This window comes from Staphylococcus caprae (assembly GCF_002902725.1).
Classification (GTDB): Bacteria; Bacillota; Bacilli; order Staphylococcales; family Staphylococcaceae; genus Staphylococcus; species Staphylococcus caprae.
Genome location: NZ_PPRT01000028.1, coordinates 1 through 25,986, shown reverse-complemented (window position 1 = coordinate 25,986; position 25,986 = coordinate 1). Strand labels below are relative to the sequence as shown.

24 protein-coding genes and 2 pseudogenes are annotated in these 25,986 nt (G+C 34.8%); all 26 read left to right on the top strand.

Annotated features, from left to right (window positions below; genetic code table 11):
• Positions 1–3 precede the first annotated feature (3 nt).
• The 26 genes and pseudogenes from CD155_RS05565 to sucB all read left to right on the top strand — a co-directional run bounded on the left by CD155_RS05565 (position 4) and on the right by sucB (position 25,802).
• Entirely contained in the window at positions 4–258 is a 255-nt protein-coding gene (locus tag CD155_RS05565; RefSeq protein ID WP_002442899.1) for a NifU N-terminal domain-containing protein, read from the top strand.
• Between the two features lie 33 nt (positions 259–291).
• Positions 292–1,404 (top strand): conserved virulence factor C family protein, encoded by a 1,113-nt coding sequence (locus tag CD155_RS05560; RefSeq protein WP_103212758.1) that lies wholly within the window; start codon positions 292–294, stop codon positions 1,402–1,404.
• A 19-nt stretch (positions 1,405–1,423) separates the two neighbouring features.
• Positions 1,424–1,861: a bacilliredoxin BrxA gene (gene brxA, locus CD155_RS05555; RefSeq protein ID WP_103212757.1), complete on the top strand. Its 438-nt coding sequence runs from the start codon at positions 1,424–1,426 to the stop codon at positions 1,859–1,861.
• 186 nt (positions 1,862–2,047) lie between these two features.
• Positions 2,048–3,004: a thymidylate synthase gene (locus CD155_RS05550; RefSeq protein WP_103212756.1), complete on the top strand. Its 957-nt coding sequence runs from the start codon at positions 2,048–2,050 to the stop codon at positions 3,002–3,004.
• A 51-nt stretch (positions 3,005–3,055) separates the two neighbouring features.
• Complete coding sequence (locus CD155_RS05545) at positions 3,056–3,541, top strand: dihydrofolate reductase (RefSeq protein WP_002442893.1); 486 nt, start codon at positions 3,056–3,058, stop codon at positions 3,539–3,541.
• 10 nt (positions 3,542–3,551) lie between these two features.
• On the top strand, positions 3,552–4,394 hold the full coding sequence (fakB, locus tag CD155_RS05540) for a DegV family protein (protein WP_103212755.1): 843 nt from the start codon (positions 3,552–3,554) through the stop codon (positions 4,392–4,394).
• A 117-nt stretch (positions 4,395–4,511) separates the two neighbouring features.
• The gene (msrA, locus tag CD155_RS05535; protein WP_037541445.1) at positions 4,512–5,039 is read left to right on the top strand and encodes a peptide-methionine (S)-S-oxide reductase MsrA; all 528 of its coding nucleotides are present in this window, start codon (positions 4,512–4,514) and stop codon (positions 5,037–5,039) included.
• Positions 5,032–5,460: a peptide-methionine (R)-S-oxide reductase MsrB gene (gene msrB, locus CD155_RS05530; RefSeq protein ID WP_103212754.1), complete on the top strand. Its 429-nt coding sequence runs from the start codon at positions 5,032–5,034 to the stop codon at positions 5,458–5,460. Before msrA ends, msrB begins: the two co-directional genes overlap by 8 nt.
• 14 nt (positions 5,461–5,474) lie before the next feature.
• Entirely contained in the window at positions 5,475–5,975 is a 501-nt protein-coding gene (locus CD155_RS05525) for a PTS sugar transporter subunit IIA (RefSeq protein WP_002442884.1), read from the top strand.
• Positions 5,975–6,199, top strand: a complete 225-nt coding sequence (locus tag CD155_RS05520) for a YozE family protein (protein WP_070831331.1) — start codon at positions 5,975–5,977, stop codon at positions 6,197–6,199. The genes CD155_RS05525 and CD155_RS05520 overlap by 1 nt, the downstream gene beginning before the upstream one ends.
• Positions 6,200–6,579: 380 nt before the next feature.
• A pseudogene (locus CD155_RS05515) lies at positions 6,580–7,983 on the top strand (S41 family peptidase); the annotation flags it as partial.
• A 231-nt stretch (positions 7,984–8,214) separates the two neighbouring features.
• Positions 8,215–8,718, top strand: a complete 504-nt coding sequence (locus tag CD155_RS05510; protein WP_002442879.1) for a GNAT family N-acetyltransferase — start codon at positions 8,215–8,217, stop codon at positions 8,716–8,718.
• Between the two features lie 18 nt (positions 8,719–8,736).
• Positions 8,737–9,810, top strand: coding sequence for an undecaprenyldiphospho-muramoylpentapeptide beta-N-acetylglucosaminyltransferase (murG, locus tag CD155_RS05505; RefSeq protein WP_002442878.1), 1,074 nt, complete (start codon positions 8,737–8,739; stop codon positions 9,808–9,810).
• Between the two features lie 12 nt (positions 9,811–9,822).
• Complete coding sequence (locus CD155_RS05500; RefSeq protein WP_002442877.1) at positions 9,823–10,437, top strand: phosphatase PAP2 family protein; 615 nt, start codon at positions 9,823–9,825, stop codon at positions 10,435–10,437.
• A gap of 350 nt (positions 10,438–10,787) precedes the next feature.
• A complete protein-coding gene (locus CD155_RS05495; protein WP_103212752.1) occupies positions 10,788–11,879 on the top strand; it encodes an ABC transporter ATP-binding protein in 1,092 nt (363 codons plus the stop codon).
• On the top strand, positions 11,876–12,832 hold the full coding sequence (locus CD155_RS05490; protein ID WP_002442868.1) for an ABC transporter permease: 957 nt from the start codon (positions 11,876–11,878) through the stop codon (positions 12,830–12,832). Before CD155_RS05495 ends, CD155_RS05490 begins: the two co-directional genes overlap by 4 nt.
• 11 nt (positions 12,833–12,843) lie before the next feature.
• Positions 12,844–14,532, top strand: coding sequence for an extracellular solute-binding protein (locus CD155_RS05485; RefSeq protein ID WP_172605826.1), 1,689 nt, complete (start codon positions 12,844–12,846; stop codon positions 14,530–14,532).
• A gap of 15 nt (positions 14,533–14,547) precedes the next feature.
• A complete protein-coding gene (locus CD155_RS05480; RefSeq protein ID WP_002442864.1) occupies positions 14,548–15,444 on the top strand; it encodes a carbohydrate ABC transporter permease in 897 nt (298 codons plus the stop codon).
• A 13-nt stretch (positions 15,445–15,457) separates the two neighbouring features.
• Positions 15,458–16,312 (top strand): metallophosphoesterase family protein, encoded by an 855-nt coding sequence (locus tag CD155_RS05475; protein ID WP_070831347.1) that lies wholly within the window; start codon positions 15,458–15,460, stop codon positions 16,310–16,312.
• Positions 16,299–17,624 (top strand): MATE family efflux transporter, encoded by a 1,326-nt coding sequence (locus CD155_RS05470; RefSeq protein WP_103212750.1) that lies wholly within the window; start codon positions 16,299–16,301, stop codon positions 17,622–17,624. The genes CD155_RS05475 and CD155_RS05470 overlap by 14 nt, the downstream gene beginning before the upstream one ends.
• Before the next feature lie 6 nt (positions 17,625–17,630).
• Complete coding sequence (locus CD155_RS05465) at positions 17,631–18,398, top strand: DeoR/GlpR family DNA-binding transcription regulator (protein ID WP_002442858.1); 768 nt, start codon at positions 17,631–17,633, stop codon at positions 18,396–18,398.
• A gap of 727 nt (positions 18,399–19,125) precedes the next feature.
• Positions 19,126–19,262: pseudogene (locus CD155_RS13090) on the top strand (hypothetical protein); the annotation flags it as partial.
• Between the two features lie 208 nt (positions 19,263–19,470).
• Positions 19,471–20,130 carry a response regulator transcription factor gene (locus CD155_RS05460; protein WP_002442853.1) on the top strand — a complete coding sequence of 220 codons (660 nt, stop codon included), beginning with the start codon at positions 19,471–19,473 and terminating at the stop codon, positions 20,128–20,130.
• The gene (locus CD155_RS05455) at positions 20,127–21,497 is read left to right on the top strand and encodes a HAMP domain-containing sensor histidine kinase (protein ID WP_103212749.1); all 1,371 of its coding nucleotides are present in this window, start codon (positions 20,127–20,129) and stop codon (positions 21,495–21,497) included. Before CD155_RS05460 ends, CD155_RS05455 begins: the two co-directional genes overlap by 4 nt.
• 208 nt (positions 21,498–21,705) lie before the next feature.
• On the top strand, positions 21,706–24,510 hold the full coding sequence (locus CD155_RS05445; protein ID WP_103212748.1) for a 2-oxoglutarate dehydrogenase E1 component: 2,805 nt from the start codon (positions 21,706–21,708) through the stop codon (positions 24,508–24,510).
• Between the two features lie 17 nt (positions 24,511–24,527).
• On the top strand, positions 24,528–25,802 hold the full coding sequence (gene sucB, locus CD155_RS05440) for a dihydrolipoyllysine-residue succinyltransferase (RefSeq protein WP_103212747.1): 1,275 nt from the start codon (positions 24,528–24,530) through the stop codon (positions 25,800–25,802).
• Positions 25,803–25,986 lie beyond the last annotated feature (184 nt).

Sequence of the window (25,986 nt, the reverse complement as noted above, 5' to 3'; positions counted from 1 at the left end):
TTTATGGAAATCGTAGCAATTTCAGAAACACCTAATCACAATACAATGAAAATTTCTTTGAGCGAACCACGCCAAGATAATTCATCAACAACATATACTTCTGCGAAAGAAGGCCAACCAGATTTCATCAATCGATTATTTGAAATTGACGGCGTTAAATCCATCTTTTATGTGATGGACTTCATCTCAGTTGATAAAGAAGATGACGCAAATTGGGATGATTTACTACCGCAAATTCAAGACGCTTTCAACGAATAATAGTTTGTTTTAATCAAAAAGGGGGCCATACAGATGGAAATTGTTCGTGTAGAGCCTACGCCCAGTCCCAACACAATGAAAGTTGTATTATCTGAAAAGCGTGAAGATAATCAATCGAACACCTATACTGAAGTACAAAATCATCAGCCACAATTTATTAATGATTTACTTCAATTAGAAGGTGTAAAATCCATTTTTTACGTGATGGATTTTTTAGCAATAGATAAACAACCTAAAGCAGATTGGGAAAGTGTACTACCGCAAATTACATCTACACTCAACAACGAGTCTAATTTAGAACAGGAAACTCAACCAGATGAACATTATGGTGAAGTTCGTGCAGAAGTATTGATGTTTAAAGGAATTCCTTATCAAATCAAACTCACAACTGGTAAAGAAGAGAAACGTCAACAGTTACCAGAAATTTATATCGATAAAATGTTAGAAGCTCAAAAAAACAATGATAATGTCGTTTTCTTAAGAAAGTGGGAAGATTTCGGTATTAGATACGGGGATTTATCAGAAGTGATGGATGATGTGTATGAAGAAGTGATTGCACTTTATCCTGAAGAGCGATTAAATGAACTCGTAAAAGTTGCACTTGAAACTGACATCGTCGTACCTGAACAACATTATCAACACGTGACATTAGATGAATATAATAAAGCTGAAGATTGGAAAGCTCGTTTAAGAATGCTTAAATCCTTTCCAACACCAACATTTGATGACATACCTTTATTAGAAACTGCTTTAAACGAAGATAAAATCCCTTTAAGACGTGAGGCAATCGTTCTATTAGGTATGATAGAGGATGAAGATATTTTACCTTATATTTATCGAGGACTTCATGATAAAAGTCCAGCCGTACGCCGAACAGCAGGCGACTGCTTAAGTGACTTAGGTTTCAAAGCAGCTTTACCCGAAATGGAGAAAGCACTTGATGATCCACAAAAAATTGTCAGATGGCGTGCTGCTATGTTTATATTTGATGAAGGAAATGAAAATCAATTATCTTCTCTTAAAGCTCATGCAGACGACCCTGCATACGAAGTTAAATTACAAATTGAAATGGCAATTTCTAGAATTGAAAATGGTGATGAAGCACTAGGCTCAGTCTGGAAACAAATCGCCAATCGCGAAAGATAATGCATTAAGGAGTGTTTATATGAACGGTTACGAATCTTATATGAGAGAATTAGCACAGCAAATGCGTGCAGAGCTCACTGAAAATGGATTCAAAAGCTTAGAAACAAGCGATGACGTCCAACAATATATGAAAGATTTAAACGAAAACGAAACAACTTTCGTAGTAATTAATTCAACATGTGGCTGTGCTGCAGGATTAGCTAGACCAGCTGCCGTAGCAGTCGCAGAACAAAATGAAGCCAAACCAACACATAAAGTGACGGTTTTTGCTGGACAAGATAAAGAAGCCACACAAACTATGCGTGATTACATCCAACAAGTACCTTCAAGTCCATCTTACGCTTTATTTAAAGGTCAAAACTTAGTTCACTTCATTCCACGTGAACATATAGAAGGTCGTGACATCAATGATATTGCCATGGACTTAAAAGATGCTTTTGATGATCATTGCCAATAAATGAAATCCATTATACCGAGTACACATGTGATAGCTGTGTAGCTCGGTTTTTTTATACAAAATAGGAAATTTGTAATCTTAAATGGCTCTCCCTATAAACAGTTAACGATTTCTAGTATAATATTCAGTAATATCATTTATCATAATTCATTTTAAAAACGTTATTCACATAAAGGAGCTGTACACATGCATAATCCATTCGATGAAGCATATCATAGCTTATGCGAAGAAGTATTAGAAATAGGAAACCAACGTGATGATCGTACACATACAGGTACAATTTCTAAATTCGGACATCAACTCAGATTTGACCTTTCAAAGGGGTTTCCATTACTCACAACTAAGAAGGTTTCATTCAAATTAATAGCCACTGAATTGTTATGGTTTATTAAAGGTGATACAAATATTCAATATTTACTTAAATATAATAATAATATTTGGAATGAATGGGCCTTTGAAAATTATATTCAATCCGACGACTATCAAGGACCAGATATGACGGACTTTGGTCATCGTTCTCAACAAGATCCTGAATTTAATGAACTGTATAAGGAAGAAATGAAAAAATTTAAACAACGTATACTGAATGATGACGATTTCGCACGTCAATATGGTGATTTAGGTAATGTATACGGTAAACAATGGAGAGATTGGGAAGACAAAGACGGTCGTCATTTTGACCAACTTAAAACAGTGATCGATCAAATTAAGACAAATCCTAATTCTCGACGTCATATTGTGTCTGCTTGGAATCCTACAGAAATCGATACAATGGCCTTACCACCATGTCATACAATGTTTCAGTTTTACGTACAAGATGGCAAGTTGAGTTGTCAGTTATACCAACGTAGTGCAGATATTTTCTTAGGCGTACCATTTAATATTGCAAGCTACGCATTACTTACACATTTAATTGCGAAAGAATGTCATCTTGAAGTAGGAGAATTCATTCATACGTTTGGTGATGCGCACATTTATTCTAATCATATTGATGCAATTGAGACGCAACTCGCACGAGAAAGTTATCAAGCACCAACACTGAAGATTAATACAGACAAATCTATTTTCGATATTAATTATGAAGATTTAGAAGTCGTTGATTATGAATCCCATCCTGCGATCAAAGCACCTATTGCAGTTTAATTTTACTAACAATGATCCACTAGCAATTCATAATGAGAAAGGGGGAGGACGATGACTTTATCAATCCTCGTCGCACATGATAAACAAAGAGTTATCGGTTACAAGAACCAATTACCTTGGCACTTACCAAGTGATTTGAAACATGTTAAAAAGTTATCAACAGGGCATACTCTAGTTATGGGAAGAAAAACATTTGATTCAATCGGCAAACCTTTACCTAATAGACGTAATGTTGTACTTACGAATAACCCATCATTTCAACATGAAGGTGTAGATGTCATTCACTCAATTGATGATATTTATAACCTTCCTGGCCAAGTTTTTATATTCGGTGGACAAACACTTTTTGAGGAAATGATAGATAAAGTAGATGATATGTACATCACAGTCGTTGATGGAAAGTTCCAAGGCGACACATTTTTCCCACCTTATACTTTCGAAGAATGGGAAGTCGATTCTTCCGTCGAAGGTCAGTTAGATGATAAAAATACGATTCCGCATACGTTTTTACATTTAGTGCGAAGAAGTAACCAATAGGAGGGGAATTATGACTAAACAAATTATTGTCACAGACTCAACCTCTGACTTACCACACGAGTATTTGTCTGAACACAACATTCATGTCATACCATTAAGCATTACAGTTAACGGCAAGGCTTATACAGACCAAGTCGATATTACCTCTAAGGAATATATTGAATATATAGAAGCAGATGCTGACGTCAAGACAAGCCAACCTCCTATTGGTAGATTTATCGAGAAATACGAAGAACTCGCCAAAGAAGATGTTGAGGTCATTAGTATCCATATGTCATCAGGTTTAAGTGGCACATTCAATACAGCTCTTCAAGCGAGCCACATGGTCGAAGGTAGTAACATCACAGTCATCGATTCGAAATCCATCTCCTATGGCTTAGGTTATCAAATTCAGCATATTGTTGATTTAATTGAAAAGGGTACACCAACATCTGACATCGTTGAAAGTGTCACGCAACTACGTGAGAATATCCAATTATTTGTTGTCATTGGTCAACTCAATCAATTAATTAAAGGTGGTCGCATTAGTAAAACGAAAGGTTTAATTGGTAATATCATGAAAATTAAACCAATTGGTACATTAAACGATGGTAGATTAGAACTTGTTCATAATTCCAGAACACAAAATTCGAGCGTTCAATACTTGAAAAAGGAAGTTGCAGAATTCACTAAAAATCATCGAATTAAATCTATTGGGATACCACATGCCAATGTTATAGAATTCGTGGATAAAGTTAAAAAATCATTCAGTGAAGCATTTCATTTTAATCAATTCGACGTTAACGTCACCACACCTGTTATTTCGACGCATACAGGACAAGGTGCCATTGGACTCATCGTTTTAAGAGATTAATCCCTTGTGAGACCCTTAACGCTCCAACTTAGATATACAATGTTGAGTAAAACACTTTAAATTCAATGACGTATAGCGTAAATTATTAAAAAAGAGACAACAAAAGGAGGTAATATGATGGCATATGCAACATTAGCAGGAGGTTGTTTCTGGTGTATGGTTAAACCATTTTCATCTTATCCAGGAATAAAATCTGTCGTTTCAGGATACAGTGGTGGTCATGTCGAGAACCCAACATACGAGCAAGTATGTACAAATCAAACGGGGCATGTCGAAGCCGTACAAATCGAATACGATTCTGAAATTACTTCCTTTGAAAATATACTAGATGTGTATTTCAAAACTTTTGATCCTACTGACGATGGTGGACAATTCTTTGATAGAGGGGAAAGTTATCAACCTGTCATCTTTTATCATGATGAAGAACAGAAAAAGGCAGCAGAGTTAAAGAAACAACAAATTAATGAGCAAGGCATTTTTAATAAACCTGTCATCACACCGATTAAACCATATAAAAACTTTTATCCTGCTGAAACGTATCATCAAGATTATTATAAGAAAAATCCTATGCATTACGAACAATACCAACGTGGATCTGGCAGAAAGGCATTTATAGAATCACATTGGGGGTCACAAAATGATTAAAAAAAGCAAAGATGAATTGAATGATATGGAGTATCTTGTTACTCAAGAAAACGGTACAGAACCTCCATTTCAAAACGAGTATTGGAATCACTTTGATAAAGGCATTTATGTCGATAAGTTATCAGGCAAACCTTTATTTACATCAGAAGAGAAATTTGAATCCAATTGTGGTTGGCCAAGTTTCTCTAAAGCTTTAGACGATGATGAAATTGTTGAACTTGTCGATAAATCTTTTGGTATGATTAGAACTGAAGTACGTTCCGAAGATGCGAATAGCCATTTAGGACACGTATTTAATGATGGTTCTAAAGAAACTGGCGGATTACGTTATTGTATCAACTCAGCTGCTATCCAATTTATTCCATATGAGAAGTTAGAAGAACTTGGATACGGTGATTTAATTCCACACTTTGAAAAATAGGAGTGAACAACTATATGTTTAAGAAATTATTTGGTAAAGGCAAAGAAGTAAATAAGAATATTAAAATTTATGCACCTTTAACAGGTGAATATGTCAAAATTGAAGACATTCCAGATCCTGTCTTCGCACAAAAAATGATGGGCGAAGGTTTCGGCATTAACCCTACAGAGGGAGAAGTCGTGTCACCGATTGAAGGTAAAGTCGATAACGTATTCCCTACAAAGCACGCTGTCGGTTTAAAGGCAGATAATGGTTTAGAATTATTAGTTCATATCGGTTTAGACACTGTTCAACTCGACGGAGAAGGCTTTAAAGTGCTTGTTGAAAGCGGAGATACAGTCAATGTAGGCGACCCACTTATCCGTTTTGATTTAGAATATATTAAAAATAATGCTAAATCTGTAATTTCACCAATCATTATTACAAACTCAGATCAAACGGAATCACTACATTTAGAAGATGTAGAAGCAGTAGTTAAAGGTGAAACAGAAGTCATTGATGTGACTGTAAGCTAATGGTTAAAAATTACTCATTCTATCAATTTGTAATGACTGTTCGAGGACGTAAGGACGACAAAGGCAAATTGGCTGAACAAATATTCGATGATCTCGCGTTTCCGAAACATGAAGATGACTTTAATGTACTTTCTGAATACATTGAAACGCAAAGCGAATTTACTGTGCCTATGTCTGTCTTTGACGATTTATACGAAGAATATACTGAATGGTTAAAATTTTAACACGCAACAAATGAATGATTAAGCTATGGCGGGAGTGAATTGATGAATTCAACTTTTAGTATTGAATCTGATTCACTCCCACATTTGTGCTTATTTTGCGCGTCATAAGGACGTATAATTGAATTGATTGCGTTGAATCATTTAATTTTATAATTTAAGAATACGTCTTCCGACTCATGAATCTTAACTTCAGTTATTGAATAATGGTAATGACGCCATCTATTATAATTCATTTTCTGAAAATGAAGTTCTACAAATTACATAGAGTATACGTTAAATTTAGCAAATATAAGGGATGTGATATAGTGAGTGAATATTTAGGACACAACGTAGAATCACACCATGGTGATGGAAACAATTCGTCGCCTCACGGTAAAAACAAACAAGTGAAACTAAAATTATGGCAACTCATATTACTACTTCTGGCAGTCATTATATTAACAGCTGGAATAACCGTTGCAGCGACAATATTGATTAGCCATAAAGTAAGCGGCCTTACCAAAGATCAACGTGCCGACTTAAAAAAGATAGAATATGTATATAAAACATTAAATAAAGACTATTACAAGAAACAAAGTTCAGATAAATTGACACAATCAGCCATTGATGGAATGGTCAAGGAATTAAAAGATCCTTATTCAGAATACATGACAGCAGATGAAACGAAACAATTTAATGAGGGTGTGTCAGGAGATTTCGTCGGTATAGGCGCTGAAATGCAGAAGAAAAATGATCAAATCAGTATTACTAGCCCTATGAAAGACTCGCCAGCTGAAAAAGCAGGCATTCGCCCTAAAGACGTGGTAACCAAAGTGAATGGTAAATCCGTTGTAGGCAAACCTCTCGATGAAGTCGTTAAATTAGTGAGAGGTAAAAAAGGTACAACCGTTACTTTAACAATTAAACGTGGTTCTCAAGAAAAAGACATTAAAATCAAACGTGGTACGATTCATGTTAAAAGTGTTGAATATGAGAAAAAAGGTAACGTTGGCGTAATGACGATTAATAAATTCCAAAGTAACACGTCAGGAGAGTTAAAATCTGCAATTATTAAAGCGCATAAACAAGGTGTACGTAAAATCGTACTAGATTTACGTAACAATCCTGGTGGTTTACTTGATGAAGCAGTCAAAATGGCTAACATTTTCATAGATAAAGGCAAAACTGTAGTACAACTGGAAAAAGGTGACGACAAAGAGCAGCTTAAGACTTCTAACGATGCTTTGAAACAAGCCAAAGATATGGACGTGTCAATCTTAGTTAATGAAGGTTCGGCAAGTGCCTCTGAAGTATTTACAGGTGCGATGAAAGATTATCATAAAGCAAAAGTCTATGGCTCAAAAACATTTGGTAAAGGAATTGTTCAAACAACTCGTGAATTCGATGATGGTTCATTACTGAAATACACAGAAATGAAATGGTTAACACCAGATAACCATTATATTCATGGGAAAGGGATTCAACCAGATGTGAAAATACCGACACCTAAATATCAATCTCTTAACGTGATTCCAAATAATAAGACATATCAGTTGGGTGACGACAATAAAAATGTTAAAACTATGAAAATAGGACTGACTGCTTTAGGTTATAAAGTAGATAATGAGTCCAATAAATTTGATTCAGATTTAGAATCTGCAATTAAATCATTCCAACAAGACAATCATCTAGATGTTACTGGTCAATTTGATAAAAAGACAAACGACAAATTCACCCAAGAATTAGTTGAAAAGTCCAACAAACACGACACAGTATTAGACAAATTACTAGATAAGCTAAAATAGAATTTATATTACTTTGTGAAAAGTGACTGTCGCAATCGTAGTACTAAGCGGACTGGGACGAAAGCATCATTTTGTGTCATTATTTTCATTGTCCCAGTCTTATGCGATTGCAAAATGCAAAAGACTTTTCTGAAAATTGTAAGTTTAAAATACGCCTCATTTGTTAAATTATATAAGAAATGAGGCGTTTCATTTTTATTCACTATTTTAAAAAAGAGGTGTTTTGGTAAGATGATCAGATTAGCAACTAAAAAAGATTTACCTGTTATTGAGCAACTTGTTGATGAAGCTAAAGAGAAAATGAAAGAATTCAACCATAATCAGTGGGATGATAAATATCCTGTAACTGAACACTTTGAAGAAGACATTGAAACCGAAACACTTTACGTATTAGATGTAGACGATAAAATTTGTGGATTTATTGTTATCGACCAAAATCAATCAGAGTGGTATGATGACATTGAATGGCCAGTAAATCGAGAAGGTGCATATGTGATTCATCGATTAGCTGGATCTAAAGATTATAAAGGGGCTGCGACGGAACTTTTCCAATTTGCAGTCGAATTAACAGAAGAACATGGCATTCATGTGATTCTCACAGACACATTTGCGTTAAATAAACCCGCTCAAAATCTATTTGAGAAATTTGGTTTTACAAAAGTAGGCGAAGCTGAAATTGATTACCATCCATTTAATAGAGGAGCACCATTTTACGCTTATTATAAAAACATATAAGAATAGAGGTTGTCATTTATGTCTAAAATTGCATTTACCGGTGGCGGAACAGTAGGGCACGTTTCAGTGAACCTAAGTCTTATTCCCACTGCTATAGAAAAGGGACACGAAGCGTTTTATATCGGGTCTAAACAAGGGATTGAAAGAGAAATGATTGAGTCTCAACTTCCAGATATAAAATATTATCCGATTTCTAGTGGTAAATTGCGTCGCTATTTATCATTTGAAAATGCGAAAGATGTTTTCAAAGTATTGAAAGGAATCTTAGACGCACGTAAAATACTCAAACAACAAAAGCCTGATTTACTATTCTCTAAGGGTGGCTTCGTCAGCGTTCCAGTCGTCATCGCTGCGCGCTCATTAAATATCCCAACCATTATCCATGAATCAGATTTAACACCAGGTTTAGCCAATAAAATTGCACTGAAATTCGCTAAGAAAATTTATACAACGTTTGAAGATACACTTAACTATCTTCCGAAAGAAAAAGCTGATTTCGTAGGTGCAACTGTTCGAGAAGATTTAAAACAAGGTAACAAAGATCGCGGTTATCAATTAACTGGCTTCAACTCTAATAAGAAAGTTTTACTTATCATGGGTGGAAGTCTTGGAAGTAAAAAACTTAATGAAACAATCCGTGAAAATTTAGAATCTTTACTTCACGAATATCAAATTATTCATTTAACTGGTAAAGGTTTAGTCGATGATTCTATTAATAAAGAGGGCTACGTCCAATACGAATTTGTTACAGATGACTTAACCGATTTACTTGCTATTACAGATACGGTAGTAAGTCGTGCAGGAGCAAATGCGATTTATGAGTTCTTAACTTTAAGAATACCTATGCTATTAATACCATTAGGTTTAGATCAATCTCGTGGAGACCAAATTGATAACGCTAAGAACTTTGAATCTAAAGGTTACGGTCGTCACATACTTGAAGATAAACTCACTCAAGTTGGGTTAATACAAGAATTAAATGATATAGAATCCAATCGCGAAGCTATTATTAATCAAATGAAAACATATAAAGAAAGTTACACGAAAGAAGATTTATTTGATAAAATTGTACATGATGCATTAAACAAGTAGGAGGCACCAGGCATGAATCGTTGGACACGCATTTCGTTACTCATTGTCTTTACACTTATATTCGGGATTATCGCCTTTTTCCATGAATCGCGTCTTGGAAAGTGGATTGATAATGAAGTGTATGAATTTATTTATTCGTCAGAAAGTTTTATCACCACATCTATTATGCTTGGTGCGACAAAACTAGGTGAAGTGTGGGCAATGTTATGTTTATCTCTTACATTAGTCGCATATTTAATGCTTAAACGCTATCAAATCGAAACATTATTTTTCGTCATTGCAATGGGATTATCAAGTGTACTTAATCCTGTTTTGAAAAATATCTTCGATAGAGAACGTCCAACACTCTTACGTTTAATTGATATTTCAGGATTTAGCTTTCCAAGCGGCCATGCAATGGGCGCAACCTCTTTCTTCGGAAGTGCTATATATGTAATTAACCGTCATGATTCTGGTATCTCTAAAGGCGTGTTAATCGGTTTATGCGCGCTTTTCATTTTATTAATATCAACTTCTAGAGTGTATCTAGGCGTTCATTATCCTACAGATATTATTGCTGGCATTATTGGTGGCGCCTTCTGCATTGTTTTATCAACGTTAATATTGAAGAAACAACTCGTCGTATAAATAAGCTCGATTGGAATTTTAAATTAAATAGCAGTTGACCTAACCACTGAAATGATTGTGATTCAACAATGATTTTAGTGGTTTATTTAGTATATTCAAATCGGCGTTTTTAAATAAATACGATTTGTAATCTCAATGTTAATAATATTTATCTTATATTAATTTCTTTGTTTTCATTTTTGTTAATAAAAGACTGAAAATGTTGTTCTATCAACGTTTTTAGTCTTTTTATTTTTGAAAAATTACAAACAAAAAATTTTGATTTACGAAAACTTAAATTTGAAAAAAGTTTACTTTAATAGTGATTACTTATACTGAACTTGTGATTAAATCTTCAAAGGAGCAAAGACATGATACAAATCAAGGATTTAAACAAAGTTTACGACAATGGTAGTCACGCAGTTAAAGATTTCAATCTAGATATTGAGGACAATGAATTTGTAGTATTTGTAGGACCTTCGGGATGTGGGAAATCAACAACGTTACGTATGATTGCAGGACTTGAAGACGTAAGCAAGGGGACAATTAGTATCAACGATAAAGTGATTAACGATTTACAACCTAAAGATCGTAATATTGCTATGGTCTTTCAAAATTATGCCTTATATCCACACATGACAGTTTATAAAAATTTAGCTTTTGGCTTAAAAATGCGAGGAATCAAAAAGAAAATTTACGACGAAAAAATTCAACATGCAGCTCAAATATTAGAAATTGAAAACCTTCTCGACCGCAAACCTAAAGCTTTATCTGGAGGACAACGTCAACGTGTGGCACTTGGAAGAGCTATCGTCAGAGAAGCTCAAATCTTTCTCATGGATGAACCACTTTCTAATTTAGACGCTAAATTACGAAGTAATATGAGAAGTGAAATCATAAAAATACATAAACAAATGAAAGCAACAACGATTTACGTGACACACGACCAAACTGAAGCAATGACAATGGCATCACGTATTGTCATTTTAAATCAAGGTGAAATACAACAAATTGGTACACCTGAAGAAATTTATCGTCATCCTGTCAATGAATTTGTTGCCACTTTCATTGGTAGCCCATCAATGAATATGATTCCAATGACCTATCACTTAGATGCTTGGTACTTCGATGGACAAAAAGTGGCTGATGCTTCATCACTTCAACTTGCATCACATGCACAATACAGACTTGGTATACGACCTGAAGACTTACATCTTGTTGAGGATAACGAAATAAGTCATTATCCAATCCAACTGTCTCAATTTACTGTAGATTTGGTTGAGTTAACGGGTTCATACAAATTACTTCACTGTCATCACAACGAACATAAAATTGTAGCAGCTGTAGATAGTAATTTGGATTTCGAATTAGGCCAAACAGTTTCCTTCGGTATAAAAACTAAAGATGCACACTTTTTCGATTCTGATTCAGGCGAAAGAGTACAAGAGGAGGTTTTATCGTGAGTAAAATCAAAAAACAAAGCCTTCAATCCACTCATCAAAAACCTTTGTTAAAAAGAATGTGGGAACATAAAGTACTTTACTTAATGATTTTACCTTGTTTACTCTTTTTCTTGATTTTCAACTATATTCCAATGACAAGTCTTGTTCTGGCATTCAAAGATTTCCGCTTCGATACTGGTATCATCGGCGGTGATTGGAAAGGATTATACTATTTCAAACGATTTTTCTCTGACCCTCGCTGTATTCAAATTATTATGAATACACTAATTATAAGTGGTATGAAATTGATTTTAGCTCTACCATTTCCAATTATTTTAGCCATTATGTTTAACGAAATTAAAGATTCTAAATTAGGTAAGATCAGAGGTCTATTTCAAGGTGTGCTTTATATTCCTCACTTTTTATCATGGGTTGTGGTCATCGGTATTTTCAAGAAATTACTCGCTCCTGATGATGGACTTATGAATCAACTGATCCATCAATTTGGTGGCGACGGGTCGACTTACTTTATGATGAATCCTGAGTATTTCCACACCATCATGTTTTCTAGTTATATTTGGAAGAATGTAGGTTGGGATTCCATTATTTATTTTGCAGCAATTATGAGTATTAATCCTGAAATTTATGAATCAGCTGCAATTGATGGCGCAAATCGTTTCAAACAAATTATACATATTACCTTACCTATGTTAACGCCAACAATTGTTATCTTATTCATCATTTCTCTAGGCGATATTTTAAAAGCAGGGTTCGATCAAATCTACCTACTCAAAACACCAGGTAACGCTAACGTCTCGGAAATACTTGATACATTTGTTATTCGTACTGGTATTGAGCAAGGCGATTTTAGTTACGCAATCGCTATTGGTCTATTACAAGGCGTAATAGGACTTATCGCTGTCGTCATTATTAATAAATTCGCAGATAAGAAGCTGGATACATCACTATATTAAGGAGAATGTACATGTTTAGAAAATCTATGCTCATCTTAATGATTGCAGTCATTTTATTCGTAACAGCATGTAGCAAAGATAAAACGCAAGATGAAGCGAAAAGAAAAGCAGATGCTAAAGGTAAACCAGATACATGGATTGCAGATAGAAAACTAAAAGGACTTGTGTTTCAAAGTGATAACGATGCCTCACCTAAAATGAATAAAGAAGTTGCTCAAGAACTTAAGAAAAAGACTGGCATTACGTTAGAGCTCCAAACCGTTTCTAATGAAGATTCCACAGAAGCATTAACGTCAGGACTCGCTTCAGGAGATTTACCCGATTTCATCGTTTATTACTTAGACGATAGTGGACGTCCTGAAATGAAAGTACTAAATAAAGCAGCGAAACAAGGTCGACTCACAGACTTAACAAAAATGCTTAAAAACACAAAAATTTATAGTAAGTATTTCAAAAAAGGATATCTACCAAAGGATACGAAAGATAACATCATGTTTAATAAAGAACAGGATGGGACGTACCTTGTACATATGGGGATTAACCGTCATCCAGGGCAAGAAGAACGTCGTACTGTAGGTGGTCCTTATGTCAGAAAAGATATCATGGATAAACTTCATATCAACCCTGCATCTATCAAGACATCAAAAGATGTTGAAAAACTTGCTGAGAAGATGAAAGAACACCACTTCAAAGATGATAATGGTAAAGAAATCACACCTATTGGCCCAACAGCATGGGGCGGTGACGATCGTACTAAATTCTATAATGACCTTGTTTGGACTGGTCAGTCTGATGAGAAATTTTTAAATAAAGGTAAGAAAATTGTACATGAATCACAAACTGATTATCCGCTTAAACGTGTACATTACGTTAAAGACCTTATGAAAAAGGGCTTAATGACGAAAGAGTTCTATACAATGGAAGAAAATAAAGCAAAAGAAGGACTAGTTAATGGTTCATGGGGCATTGTTTCAGATTTACATAACTACGTTACTGAAAACCAAAGTATGAAATACGTTCCACTTGGACCACTCAACACAGTCAAAGGTAAATTTAGAGTTGAAAAGCCATATAAATCAGGCGCAAACGGTTGGGCTGTACCAAGTACGACTGAACATCCTGAAGACGTCGTTAAACTCGCTGATTTCCTTGCAAGTCGTGAAGGTAAATTACTCGGTCAATACGGTATTAAAGGACGTGACTATACTTTAGATAAGAAAGGTAACCCTCATGTTAAACCTGAAGTTTTAAAAGAAGTGGAAAATAATCCAGACGAAGCTAAAAAACGTGGTTTTAGAGGTGCAGGTTCTTATTGGGCAGATCATCTTGGTTATACCGATATCGATAATAAAGCTGATTTTGGTGAAACTGAATACGGAGATAATACAAAAACGAAAAAAACTACTCCTGAAAAGATTGCTGATATGTGGCATTACGATGAAAAACAGAAACACGCCAAAATCGTAAACGGACTCACAGTAAAATCGTTCCTATCTAAATATGAATATGGAGAAGATTTAGAAGTTGCACTCGATGATTATAGTGACGCTATTAAACGTGCATATTATTCTCAATCAGACAAAGAAGCAAAACAAATTATTGATAGTGCTAAGCAACGTTTAGAAGAGGCAGGCTTAAATCAATTTGAAAGATACGTTGAAAATCAAAGAGATAAAAAAGGAACTCAAATCATTTATTAAGAGGTGGCATAGACAATGAAAGTTTCACAAGATAAAAGTGCAATTGTCATTCGTATTATCTCATTAATCATTATTATTGGCTTAGTGATCACAATTATCCTACCGATGATTAATATCTTTGCCTTAGCATTTAACTCTGGGGTAGATGCTCAAAAAGGTGGCATCACTTTCTACCCGCGTAAATTTTCGCTAGATAATTTTAAGGAGATATTCAAACAAGGTACGTTATTAAACGCATTATTCATTAGTATCGCGAAGACAGTCATAGGAACAATATTAAGTGTGATATTAACGGCTATGGCGGCATACGTTCTAACAATCAAAAGTTTACCATTTCGAAGAATCATCTCATTCTTCCTAGTATTTACGATGTTATTCAGTGCCGGTGTTGTACCACTTTATATCCTATTAAATCAACTACATTTAACAGATACATTCTGGGTATACATTTTACCGTCACTTTATAGCGTTTATAACATTTTAATTATGCGTACATTCTTCAATCAGTTACCTAGTAGTGTAATTGAAGCCGCTAGAGTAGATGGTTGTAATGACTTTCAAATCTTTTGGAAAATTGTCTTACCCATGAGCAAACCCGTGGTAGCATCCATTACATTATTTAACGCGGTGAGTCAATGGAATGATTGGTTTACAGGTGCATTCTTCGTACGTAATCCAAATCTCAAACCGTTAGCTACTGTTTTACAAGATATGTTAACGAAACAAGCCGCCATTGCAGATGCTTTAAAACAAAAGTCAGGTTCATATGCAATGTTAGACAAGTTGACAATTACAGGTGACTCAATGCAGATGGCCATGATTGTACTATTAACAATTCCAGTACTATTCCTCTTCCCATTCGTTCAGAAGCATTTTGTAAAAGGTATCAATATCGGTTCGACAAAAGAGTAAAGGAGACGAAACAATGACTACAATTCTACAATTAAGTGATTTACATATTGGGCCACACAATGATGAAAAAGATCAAAAAACTTACGATTTAATTCATCATATGATGACACACTATCAACCTGACATAACAGTATTAACAGGTGACCAAATTTGGTCTGAAGGCGTCATTGATTCGGGGCGTGTTTACAAGGAATTAATGGAGTATTTAAATCAATATGATACGCAAATTGCAACGACATTTGGTAATCACGATACCGAGGGACACCTCAAACGTTCAGACTTACGCGATATTGAGGACCAATATTCTACTAACTACGTACAGAAAAATCATAGCCTCATTGTTGATGATAAAGAAGCTTATACAATAGAAGTTAAAAGCAATGACACAGTCACACATGTACTTTATGTCATTGACGGTGGAGACTATAATCCATTTGGCATAGGTGATTATGATTTTATAAGACCTGAACATGTGAATTGGCTTAGAGAAACACACCAAACATATCAAACTCAATTTCAACACAACTTTCAACATAACTTATTATTTACGCATATTCCGTTACAAGAATATAAAGAAGTTGAGAATATTGCTGAATATCATGGCATTTTCAATGAACCCATTGCGTGCTCAAAAATTAATTCCGGATTATTCAGCCAGATGTTATTAAATGGAGATATTGAAGGTGTGTTCTGCGGTCATGACCATGACAATGATTTTACGATTAATTTATATGGCATTCGCCTTAGCTTTGGTCGTGTTGGTGGTTACAATACTTATGGTGATTTACAACGTGGGGCAAGATTAATTGAGTTGCAACCTGACGCTATATATAAATCGAAAGTGTTAGAATTTGATGATCGTTTCTAAAAGAACATTTCGGGCATTATACATTCCTATTTTAATAGAACAACTTTTCATACTCATCATGGGACAAGCTGATACATTGATGTTAAACAGCTATAGCACTGATGCCGTTGCTGCTTCGGGAATGATAAGCCAAATACTCATGCTCATCACGTTTCTAATTACAATCATTCATGTGGGTACAAATATACGTATTGTTCACTTGAAGGAACATCAACCATCAAGTATTTCACAAGAGATTTATCATAATTTGTTATTCAATATCATAGTATCTATCATATTTACGATTGTGATTGGACTCGCATTTGAACCTATCCTACGACTTTTTCAAGTACCTCAAGATATATTCAAACTGACCTATCAATTTGGACTGATTATATTGAGTGTACTCACTTTAACGACTTGTCAAATGTACATTGGTACCGTATTACGTGTCATGAATCATGCAGCATCAGCGACACGCATTACTATCATTAGTAATGTGACTAATATCATTCTAAATGGTGTTGTACTCTTTATTATTCCAGAGTATGTAGGTAACCCTGTATTAGGTGTCGCGGTGGCAACAGCGCTCAGTCGTTTATTGGGATGTATTTTAGCTTTGATTGCACTGATACAAATTTTCCGTCCACTCAAGCACTACTTCAAGCTGAGCTGGAAGACAATATACCAGGTTTCGACATTAGGTATCCCAACAGCAGGTGAACAAATTTCTTATAATTTTGCGCAGACATTTACAACTGCATTTATTGCGATGTTAGGCACTCAAGTCATCGCTGCGAAATCTGTTTCCACTGTACTAAGCGGCCTGTCCTTTAGTTGCGCTATGGCATTTAGTGCCGCTAGCCAAATTTATTTAGGAAAATTTATATCTCGACGTCGTTACCGCACTTTAAAGAAAGTTGTTGTAAAAAGTATTTGGTTTAACATCATACAATCCTTCATGATTATGACGTGTGTACTTATAGGATTTATTGTGTGTGGACGTTGGATAACACACGACTTACAAACCTATCATTTAATCATCTACTATCTTGTTATACTTTTTGGATTAGAACCGATACGTGCAATGAATAATTTAATTGTAGATTTATTAAACGTGGCAGGGGATGTACGTTATCCAGTCACAGTGAGTATTGTCACCACTTGGCTGTTATTATTACCTGGAAGTTATCTATTAGGGATTCATTGGGGATTTGGCTATACAGGAATTATTTTAGTGAGTATTGCAGATGAAGCGCTGAGATTTATCATTATGTATCTTAGATGGCGTAAAGATCGATGGCAAGCACGTATGAAGCAGATTGGAGTTTAGATAATTATGTATAAAAGAAATGAACGTTTGAATCTCATTCGTAAACGTGTTGATCAGTACGGGCAGGTGGCCGTAAAAGATTTAGCTATCTTTTTACAAGTGACGCCTGAAACCGTGAGAAAGGATTTAGAAACCTTAGAAAATGATAAACTGATTACACGTACACATGGAGGTGCGATTCAATACAATCATATTAATAAAGAGAAATCATATGCGAATAAGTGGCAGAAACAATCACAAGTAAAAGAACGTATTGCTAAGAAAGCTGCTTTACAAATACAGTCTGGAGAAATTATTGTCATCGATGGTGGGACAACAACAGGGCGAATTCCTCAATATCTCAATGATATTACTCAGACAACGATTGTGACGAATTCTTTGAAGATTGCGGATGAATTGAATCGTGCTATCGAGGAGCAACGAATTCAAGCAGAAGTGATTATGCTCGCTGGAAAGACGAATACTGAACAAGATGTTGTGCGCGGTCATATGACGAATGAGTTACTACAACGTTTTAAATTTGATAAAGCTTTTATTTCTTGTGGTTCGTTTGATACGAGTGATTGTTATGAATTTGATTTGGAAGAAGCCCATGCGAGTCACATCATGATTCAACAAAGTCAACTGAGTTATCTCTTAGCAGATAGTAGTAAACGAGATGCGCATGCGTCGTATCGTATTGATGGGTTTAGCGAAATTGATTATATGATTTCTGATTATGCTAAACCACAGAATATGGAATATTTTAACCAGAAGCATTGGTTGCAGATTTAACTTATTGAAAATGAAGCCTGAGACTTCGTCTTTATTAAATGAAAGATGACGTCTCAGGCTTTATTTAATTTTATCAATGGTAACATATCTGTTTAACATTCACAGTATAGTTTTTTACCAATACTACGTATTGCTTTAGCTCCCTTGCCGCGGGCATGGCTTGGGAGTGATACAGAATTCTAGAATTTAAGAATTCGTATTATCACCCCCGCAAGGATGATTAGATGTTGAGCCATTTTGTGAGCTCAATATCAATCAGCTACTGCGTAGCCTGTCTTTTAAAAATCAACTGACTAACAAGTAGTCTCAAGACGCATGCTATTCCTGCAGGCGTGTCGCTATCAATACTTCGTTATCTGTTAATTATAAAACTTTCACCTTATTATTTAAATATTACTATAAAACAGTTATAGTAGTAACACTTGAGGCTTTGCTCAAGTATAAGTGCCACTAGCAACGAAGGTTAGAAGAATAGTTATTTATCTCAGTCTTCTTTAATATATGGGCAGTAGATGTCTGAATTGAAAGTGCGCTTAAATTAAGCTTCTCTCAATCCTAGCCATCCTTGCCGGGGCGGGACAACGAAAATAATTTAGCTAAATTATATTTCTGTCCCGCTCCCACTAAAAAAGCAGTAAACCTCAAGTGTCAAAGGTCTACTGCTTTTATTGAAACGTTGTTTCTCAACGTTAGTCTTTTACGGGCATATAAAAGGGGATAATTGAAAATGACCAATCCAATAAGAACGAAATATATGTGGGGGGGAATGTTCTAGTCGGTATTGATAATCATTTTCAACTAGTATTATACATGACTGAGAATCGTTGTCAATTAGAATCACAAACTTTTTTGATAAATTTCATCTAACATACTATAAATGTTGTCATATCAATACTTCATAGATTTTTAATTTTCCAAACTAAACTTTCATTAATGATAAAATCATTGAGAATGAATTGTGATAAAATAGATAAAGCAAATAAAGAGAAATTATTAACAAATTCATAACAATTAAAGAATACATCTTTTTCATTCATATGCTATTAGGTAAGATGTATCATGAGGTGCAAATATGACAAATATTTTAATCGTAGAAGATGAGCAAAACCTTGCTCGATTTATAGAACTTGAACTCACACATGAGAATTACAATGTAGATATAGAAAATGATGGTCGCACAGGTTTAGATAAAGCATTAAATAAATCATATGATCTGATCATTCTTGACTTAATGTTACCTAACATTAACGGCCTAGAGATTTGTAGACAAATTCGTCAAGAATATTCAACGCCAATTATCATTATCACCGCTAAAGGTGAAACATATGATAAAGTTGCTGGACTCGATTATGGCGCCGATGATTACATCGTTAAACCTTTCGATATTGAGGAACTGCTCGCTCGAATTAGAGCGATCTTACGTAGACAGCCTCAGAAAGATGTCATTGACATTAACGGAATTATCATTGATAAAGATGCTTTCAAAGTTACAGTTGACGGTACACAGCTTGAATTGACGAAAACAGAGTATGATTTGCTATATGTTTTAGCTGAAAATAGAAATCACGTTATGCAACGTGAACAAATTTTAGACCACGTGTGGGGTTTCAATAGTGAAGTTGAAACAAATGTCGTAGATGTTTATATCAGATATTTACGTAATAAATTAAAACCTTTTAATAAGGAAAAATCGATTGAAACCGTTCGTGGTGTAGGGTATGTGATTCGATGATTAAACGTCGTAAGTTAAAATATAAATGGATGATGATTACGACACTCATTACATTTACGACAATATTGTTATTTTGTTTGATTATCATTTTCTTCTTAAAGGATACATTGAGAAATAGTGAATTAGACGAAGCTGAGAGAAGTTCGAGTGATATTGCAAATTTGTTTCATTCTAAATCTTTAGATCAAATATCACCGCTCGATTTAAATGCTTCGTTAGAGAACTTTCAAGAGGTCATCATTTTTGATGATAGAGGTAAAAAATTAATACAAACATCTAATGAAAATGCCATCAATTACGACAAAAAGGTTGATATCAATCATCCTGAACGTATTCACATCCATAAAAGTCATGGTATCAACTACTTAATTATTACTGAACCAATACATTCAAAAGACTTTTCCGGATATAGCGTATTAATCCATTCACTACAAAATTACGATAATCTAGTGCGATCACTTTATATTGTAGCCTTAGCATTTGGACTCATCGCTACCATCATTACAGCAGGAATTAGTTATATCTTCTCATCACAAATTACAAAGCCCATTGTGACAATGTCCAACAAAATGAATCAAATCCGACGTGATGGTTTCCAGAATAAACTTGAATTAACCACAAATTATGAAGAAACAGATAATCTTATCGTGACTTTCAATGATATGATGTATCAAATTGAAGAATCCTTCAATCAACAGCGCCAATTCGTTGAAGATGCCTCTCACGAATTAAGAACACCTTTACAAATCATTCAAGGCCATCTTAATTTAATTCAACGGTGGGGTAAAAAAGACCCAGAAGTTCTAGAAGAGTCACTGGATATATCTATTGAAGAGGTAAACCGAATTACTAAACTTGTTGAAGAATTACTGATGTTAACCAAAGATAGAGTGAACAGTAATGTACTTGAATGTGAAAATGTAGATGTGAATAATGAAATTCAAACCCGCGTCAAATCACTTAAACAACTACATCCTAATTATACATTTGAAACAGAGTTAACATCTAAACCTATTCACTTGAAGATCAACCGACATCAATTCGAACAATTATTACTTATCTTCTTAGATAATGCAATGAAGTATGATACTGATAACAAATATATAACGATCACTACACAGTTAAAGAATAAACTTGTTAGTATCGAAATTACTGATCATGGTATGGGCATTCCTAAAGCAGATTTAGAGTTTATCTTTGACAGATTTTATCGTGTGGACAAATCACGTGCGCGAAGCCAAGGCGGTAATGGGTTAGGTTTATCGATTGCCCAAAAAATCGTACAATTAAATGGTGGAACAATTGAAGTAAGCAGTGAAGTTCAATCGTTTACTACTTTCAAAATTCAGTTTCCATTACAAAATTAGGTAACTAAATATAATTTTTTGGATAGCTCCATTGCGTCTTTGAACCGCATCGACGAAGCAACTCATTCCATTTTTTAAAATAACGCAGAACCAATCTATATTTGGTTCTGCTTTTTGTATATAAATAGGTAAATTGACTTTAACAAAATTTGAAATAATGCTATTATTATCTTGTAAGCGTTTCAACATTTTTGTGGAGGGTGTAAAAATGACAAAGGACAAAAAGGAAGTTACAGAGGCGCCTGTAAACTTCGGTGCAAATCTCGGCTTAATGCTAGATTTGTATGATGATTACCTACAAGATCCATCATCAGTTCCAGAAGATTTACAAGTTCTATTTAGTACAATTAAAACAGGGGAAGCTCATATCGAGGCTAAACCGACCACTGGTTCAAGTGGTTCACAAGCGGGAGACAGCACGATTAAACGTGTGATGCGCTTAATCGATAATATACGTCAATACGGACACTTAAAAGCAGGCATTTATCCAGTTAATCCTCCAGAGCGTAAACATGTCCCTAAATTAGGAATTGAAGACTTTGATTTAGACCAAGAAACTTTGGAACAAATTTCAGCTGGTATTGTATCAGAACACTTTGAAGATATTTATGACAATGCCTATGAAGCGATCGTCCGTATGGAAAAACGCTATAAAGGACCAATTGCTTTTGAATATACACATATTAATAATAGTAAAGAGCGCGTTTGGTTAAAAAGACGTATAGAAACGCCTTATAAAGCGAATTTAAACAATAATCAGAAAAAAGAACTTTTCAAAAAATTAGCGCATGTTGAAGGATTTGAAAAATACTTACACAAAAACTTCGTTGGTGCAAAACGTTTCTCTATTGAAGGGGTAGACACGTTAGTACCAATGCTTCAACATACTATTACTTTAGCGGGTAATGAGGGAATTAAGAATATTCAAATCGGTATGGCTCACCGAGGACGATTAAACGTATTAACACATGTGCTTGAAAAACCATATGAAATGATGATTTCAGAATTCATGCACACAGATCCTATGAAATTCTTACCTGAAGACGGTAGTTTAGAATTAACTTCAGGTTGGACAGGCGATGTTAAGTACCACTTAGGTGGCGTTAAAACGACTGACTCATACGGTACTGAACAACGTATTTCTCTAGCTAATAACCCAAGCCACTTGGAAATTGTAGCACCCGTTGTTGAAGGTAGAACACGTGCTGCACAAGATGAAACACATCAAGCTGGTTCACCATCAACTGACTTCCATAAAGCAATGCCAATTATCATTCATGGTGATGCGGCTTATCCAGGTCAAGGTATTAACTTTGAAACAATGAACCTAGGTAGCTTACAGGGTTATACTACTGGCGGTTCACTTCACATCATTACAAATAATAGAATTGGATTCACAACTGAACCTGTTGATGGACGTTCAACAACTTATTCAACAGACGTTGCTAAAGGTTACGATGTTCCAATTTTACACGTTAATGCAGATGATGTAGAAGCAACAATTGAAGCCATCGATATCGCAATGGAATTCCGCAAAGAGTTCCACAAAGATGTCGTTATCGATTTAGTAGGATATCGTCGTTATGGGCATAATGAAATGGATGAACCTTCTATCACAAACCCTGTTCCATATCATAATATTCGTAAACATGAATCAGTCGAAATTTTATATGGTAAGAAATTAGTAGAAGACGGTATCATTTCAGAAGACGAAATGAATGAAATAATTGATAATGTTCAAAAAGAAATGCGTGCAGCGCATGACAAAATCGATAAATCAGATAAGATGGATAATCCAGATATGGAAAAACCTGAGTCACTTCAATTACCATTACAAAGTGACGAGAAAGATTTCACATTTGATCATCTTAAAGAAATCAATGATGCAATGCTCACATATCCTGAAGATTTCCATGTACTTAAAAAGCTAAATAAAGTACTCGAAAAACGTAGAGAACCATTTGAAAAAGATGGCGGATTAGTTGATTGGGCTCAAGCAGAGCAACTTGCTTTCGCCACTATTTTACAAGATGGAACTTCAGTTCGTTTAACTGGTCAAGATAGTGAACGTGGTACTTTCAGTCATAGACATGCTGTTCTACATGACGAAGAAAATGGTGATACTTACACACCATTGCATCATGTACCTGATCAAAAAGCGACTTTTGAAATTCACAACTCACCATTATCTGAAGCTGCTGTTGTTGGTTTCGAATATGGTTACAACGTTGAGAACAAAGGAAGTTTCAACATTTGGGAAGCTCAATACGGAGATTTCTCTAACATGGCACAAATGATTTTTGATAACTTCTTATCAAGTTCTCGTGCTAAATGGGGAGAACGTTCAGGTCTAACATTATTCTTACCTCATTCTTATGAAGGTCAAGGTGCTGAGCACTCATCTGCTCGTTTAGAAAGATTCTTGCAACTTGCTGCTGAAAATAATAGCACAGTAGTAAACTTATCTAGTTCAAGTAACTACTTCCACTTATTACGAGCACAAGCAGCAAGCTTAGATTCTCAAGAAATGAGACCATTAATCGTAATGTCACCGAAAAGTTTATTACGAAATAAAACAGTTGCTAAACCAATCGATGAATTTACTTCTGGTGGTTTCAAACCTATCATTACTGAAGAACACGATGCAGAAAAAGTTAAAAAAGTTATTTTAGCTTCAGGAAAAATGTTTATCGATTTAAAAGAACATTTAGATAAAAACCCTGATGAATCTACTTTACTTGTTGCAGTAGAGAGATTATATCCATTCCCTGAAGAAGAAATTAAAGAAGTTCTAGAATCACTACCAAATCTAGAAAAAGTATCATGGGTTCAAGAAGAACCTAAAAACCAAGGCGCTTGGTTATTTGTTTATCCTTATCTTAAAGCACTTGTTGCTGATAGATATGATCTTAGCTATCATGGTAGAATTCAAAGGGCAGCACCTGCTGAAGGTGATGGAGAAATTCATAAACTTGTTCAAAATCGAATTATTGAAAGTAGCATTAATAATTAACTAGGGGGAAATTAAGTATGCCAGAGGTAAAAGTTCCAGAATTAGCAGAATCAATCACAGAAGGTACCATTGCAGAGTGGTTAAAGAACGTTGGAGATAGCGTAGATAAAGGTGAAGCTATCTTAGAATTAGAAACAGATAAAGTAAACGTTGAAGTTGTTTCTGAGGAAGCAGGCGTACTATCTGAACAATTAGCCGAAGAAGGCGACACAGTTGAAGTAGGTCAAGCTGTAGCTGTTGTAGGCGAAGGTAGTGGTAATGCATCAAATGGTTCATCAGAAGACACTCCACAAAAAGATGAATCTAAAGATGCAGGACAAACTGAAGATAAATCAGAACAAAAACAAGCTTCTTCAGATAATAAACAAGATAGCCAAGATACTAACAATCAACGTGTCAATGCTACGCCATCTGCACGTAGACATGCACGTGAAAATGGCGTTAACTTAAGCGAAGTTTCTGGTAAAGGAAATGACGTATTAAGAAAAGATGACGTTGATAATAGTCAAAAACAAGCAAGTCAACCAGCTAAAAGTGAAAGCAAATCACAAGACAGTGGTTCTAAAAAATCTAATGACAATCCATCTAAACCAGTTATTCGTGAAAAAATGTCACGTCGTAAGAAAACAGCTGCTAAAAAATTATTAGAAGTATCTAATCAAACAGCAATGTTAACAACATTCAACGAAGTAGACATGACAAATGTTATGGAATTACGTAAACGTAAAAAAGAACAATTCATGAAAGATCATGATGGAACAAAACTTGGTTTCATGTCATTCTTCACTAAAGCAGCAGTAGCAGCACTTAAGAAATATCCTGAAGTAAATGCTGAAATCGACGGCGAAGATATGATTACTAAGCAATTCTATGATATCGGTATTGCTGTTTCTACAGATGATGGTTTATTAGTTCCATTCGTTAGAGACTGCGATAAGAAAAACTTTGCTGAAATTGAACAAGAAATTGCTAACTTAGCTGTCAAAGCACGTGATAAAAAATTAGGCTTAGATGACATGGTTAACGGTTCATTCACAATTACGAATGGCGGTATCTTCGGTTCAATGATGAGTACACCAATCATTAACGGTAGCCAAGCTGCTATCTTAGGTATGCACTCAATCATTACTCGTCCAATCGCAATCGATAAAGATACAATTGAAAACCGTCCAATGATGTACTTAGCTCTAAGCTATGATCACAGAATCATTGATGGTAAAGAAGCAGTAGGATTCTTAAAAACAATCAAAGAATTAATTGAAAATCCAGAAGATTTATTACTAGAATCATAATTCTGAACTAAATATACTCTATAAATACTGATACAGCGGCGTTCGACGTCGCTGTATTTTTTATGTGAAAAATTAAGTAAAGTTATCTTAATCATCACGCGTTTACACATAGATATTTTTTTATATTATAAATTAAATATTGTTTATAAATATACTTAGTGATAAAATTTATCGAATCATATAT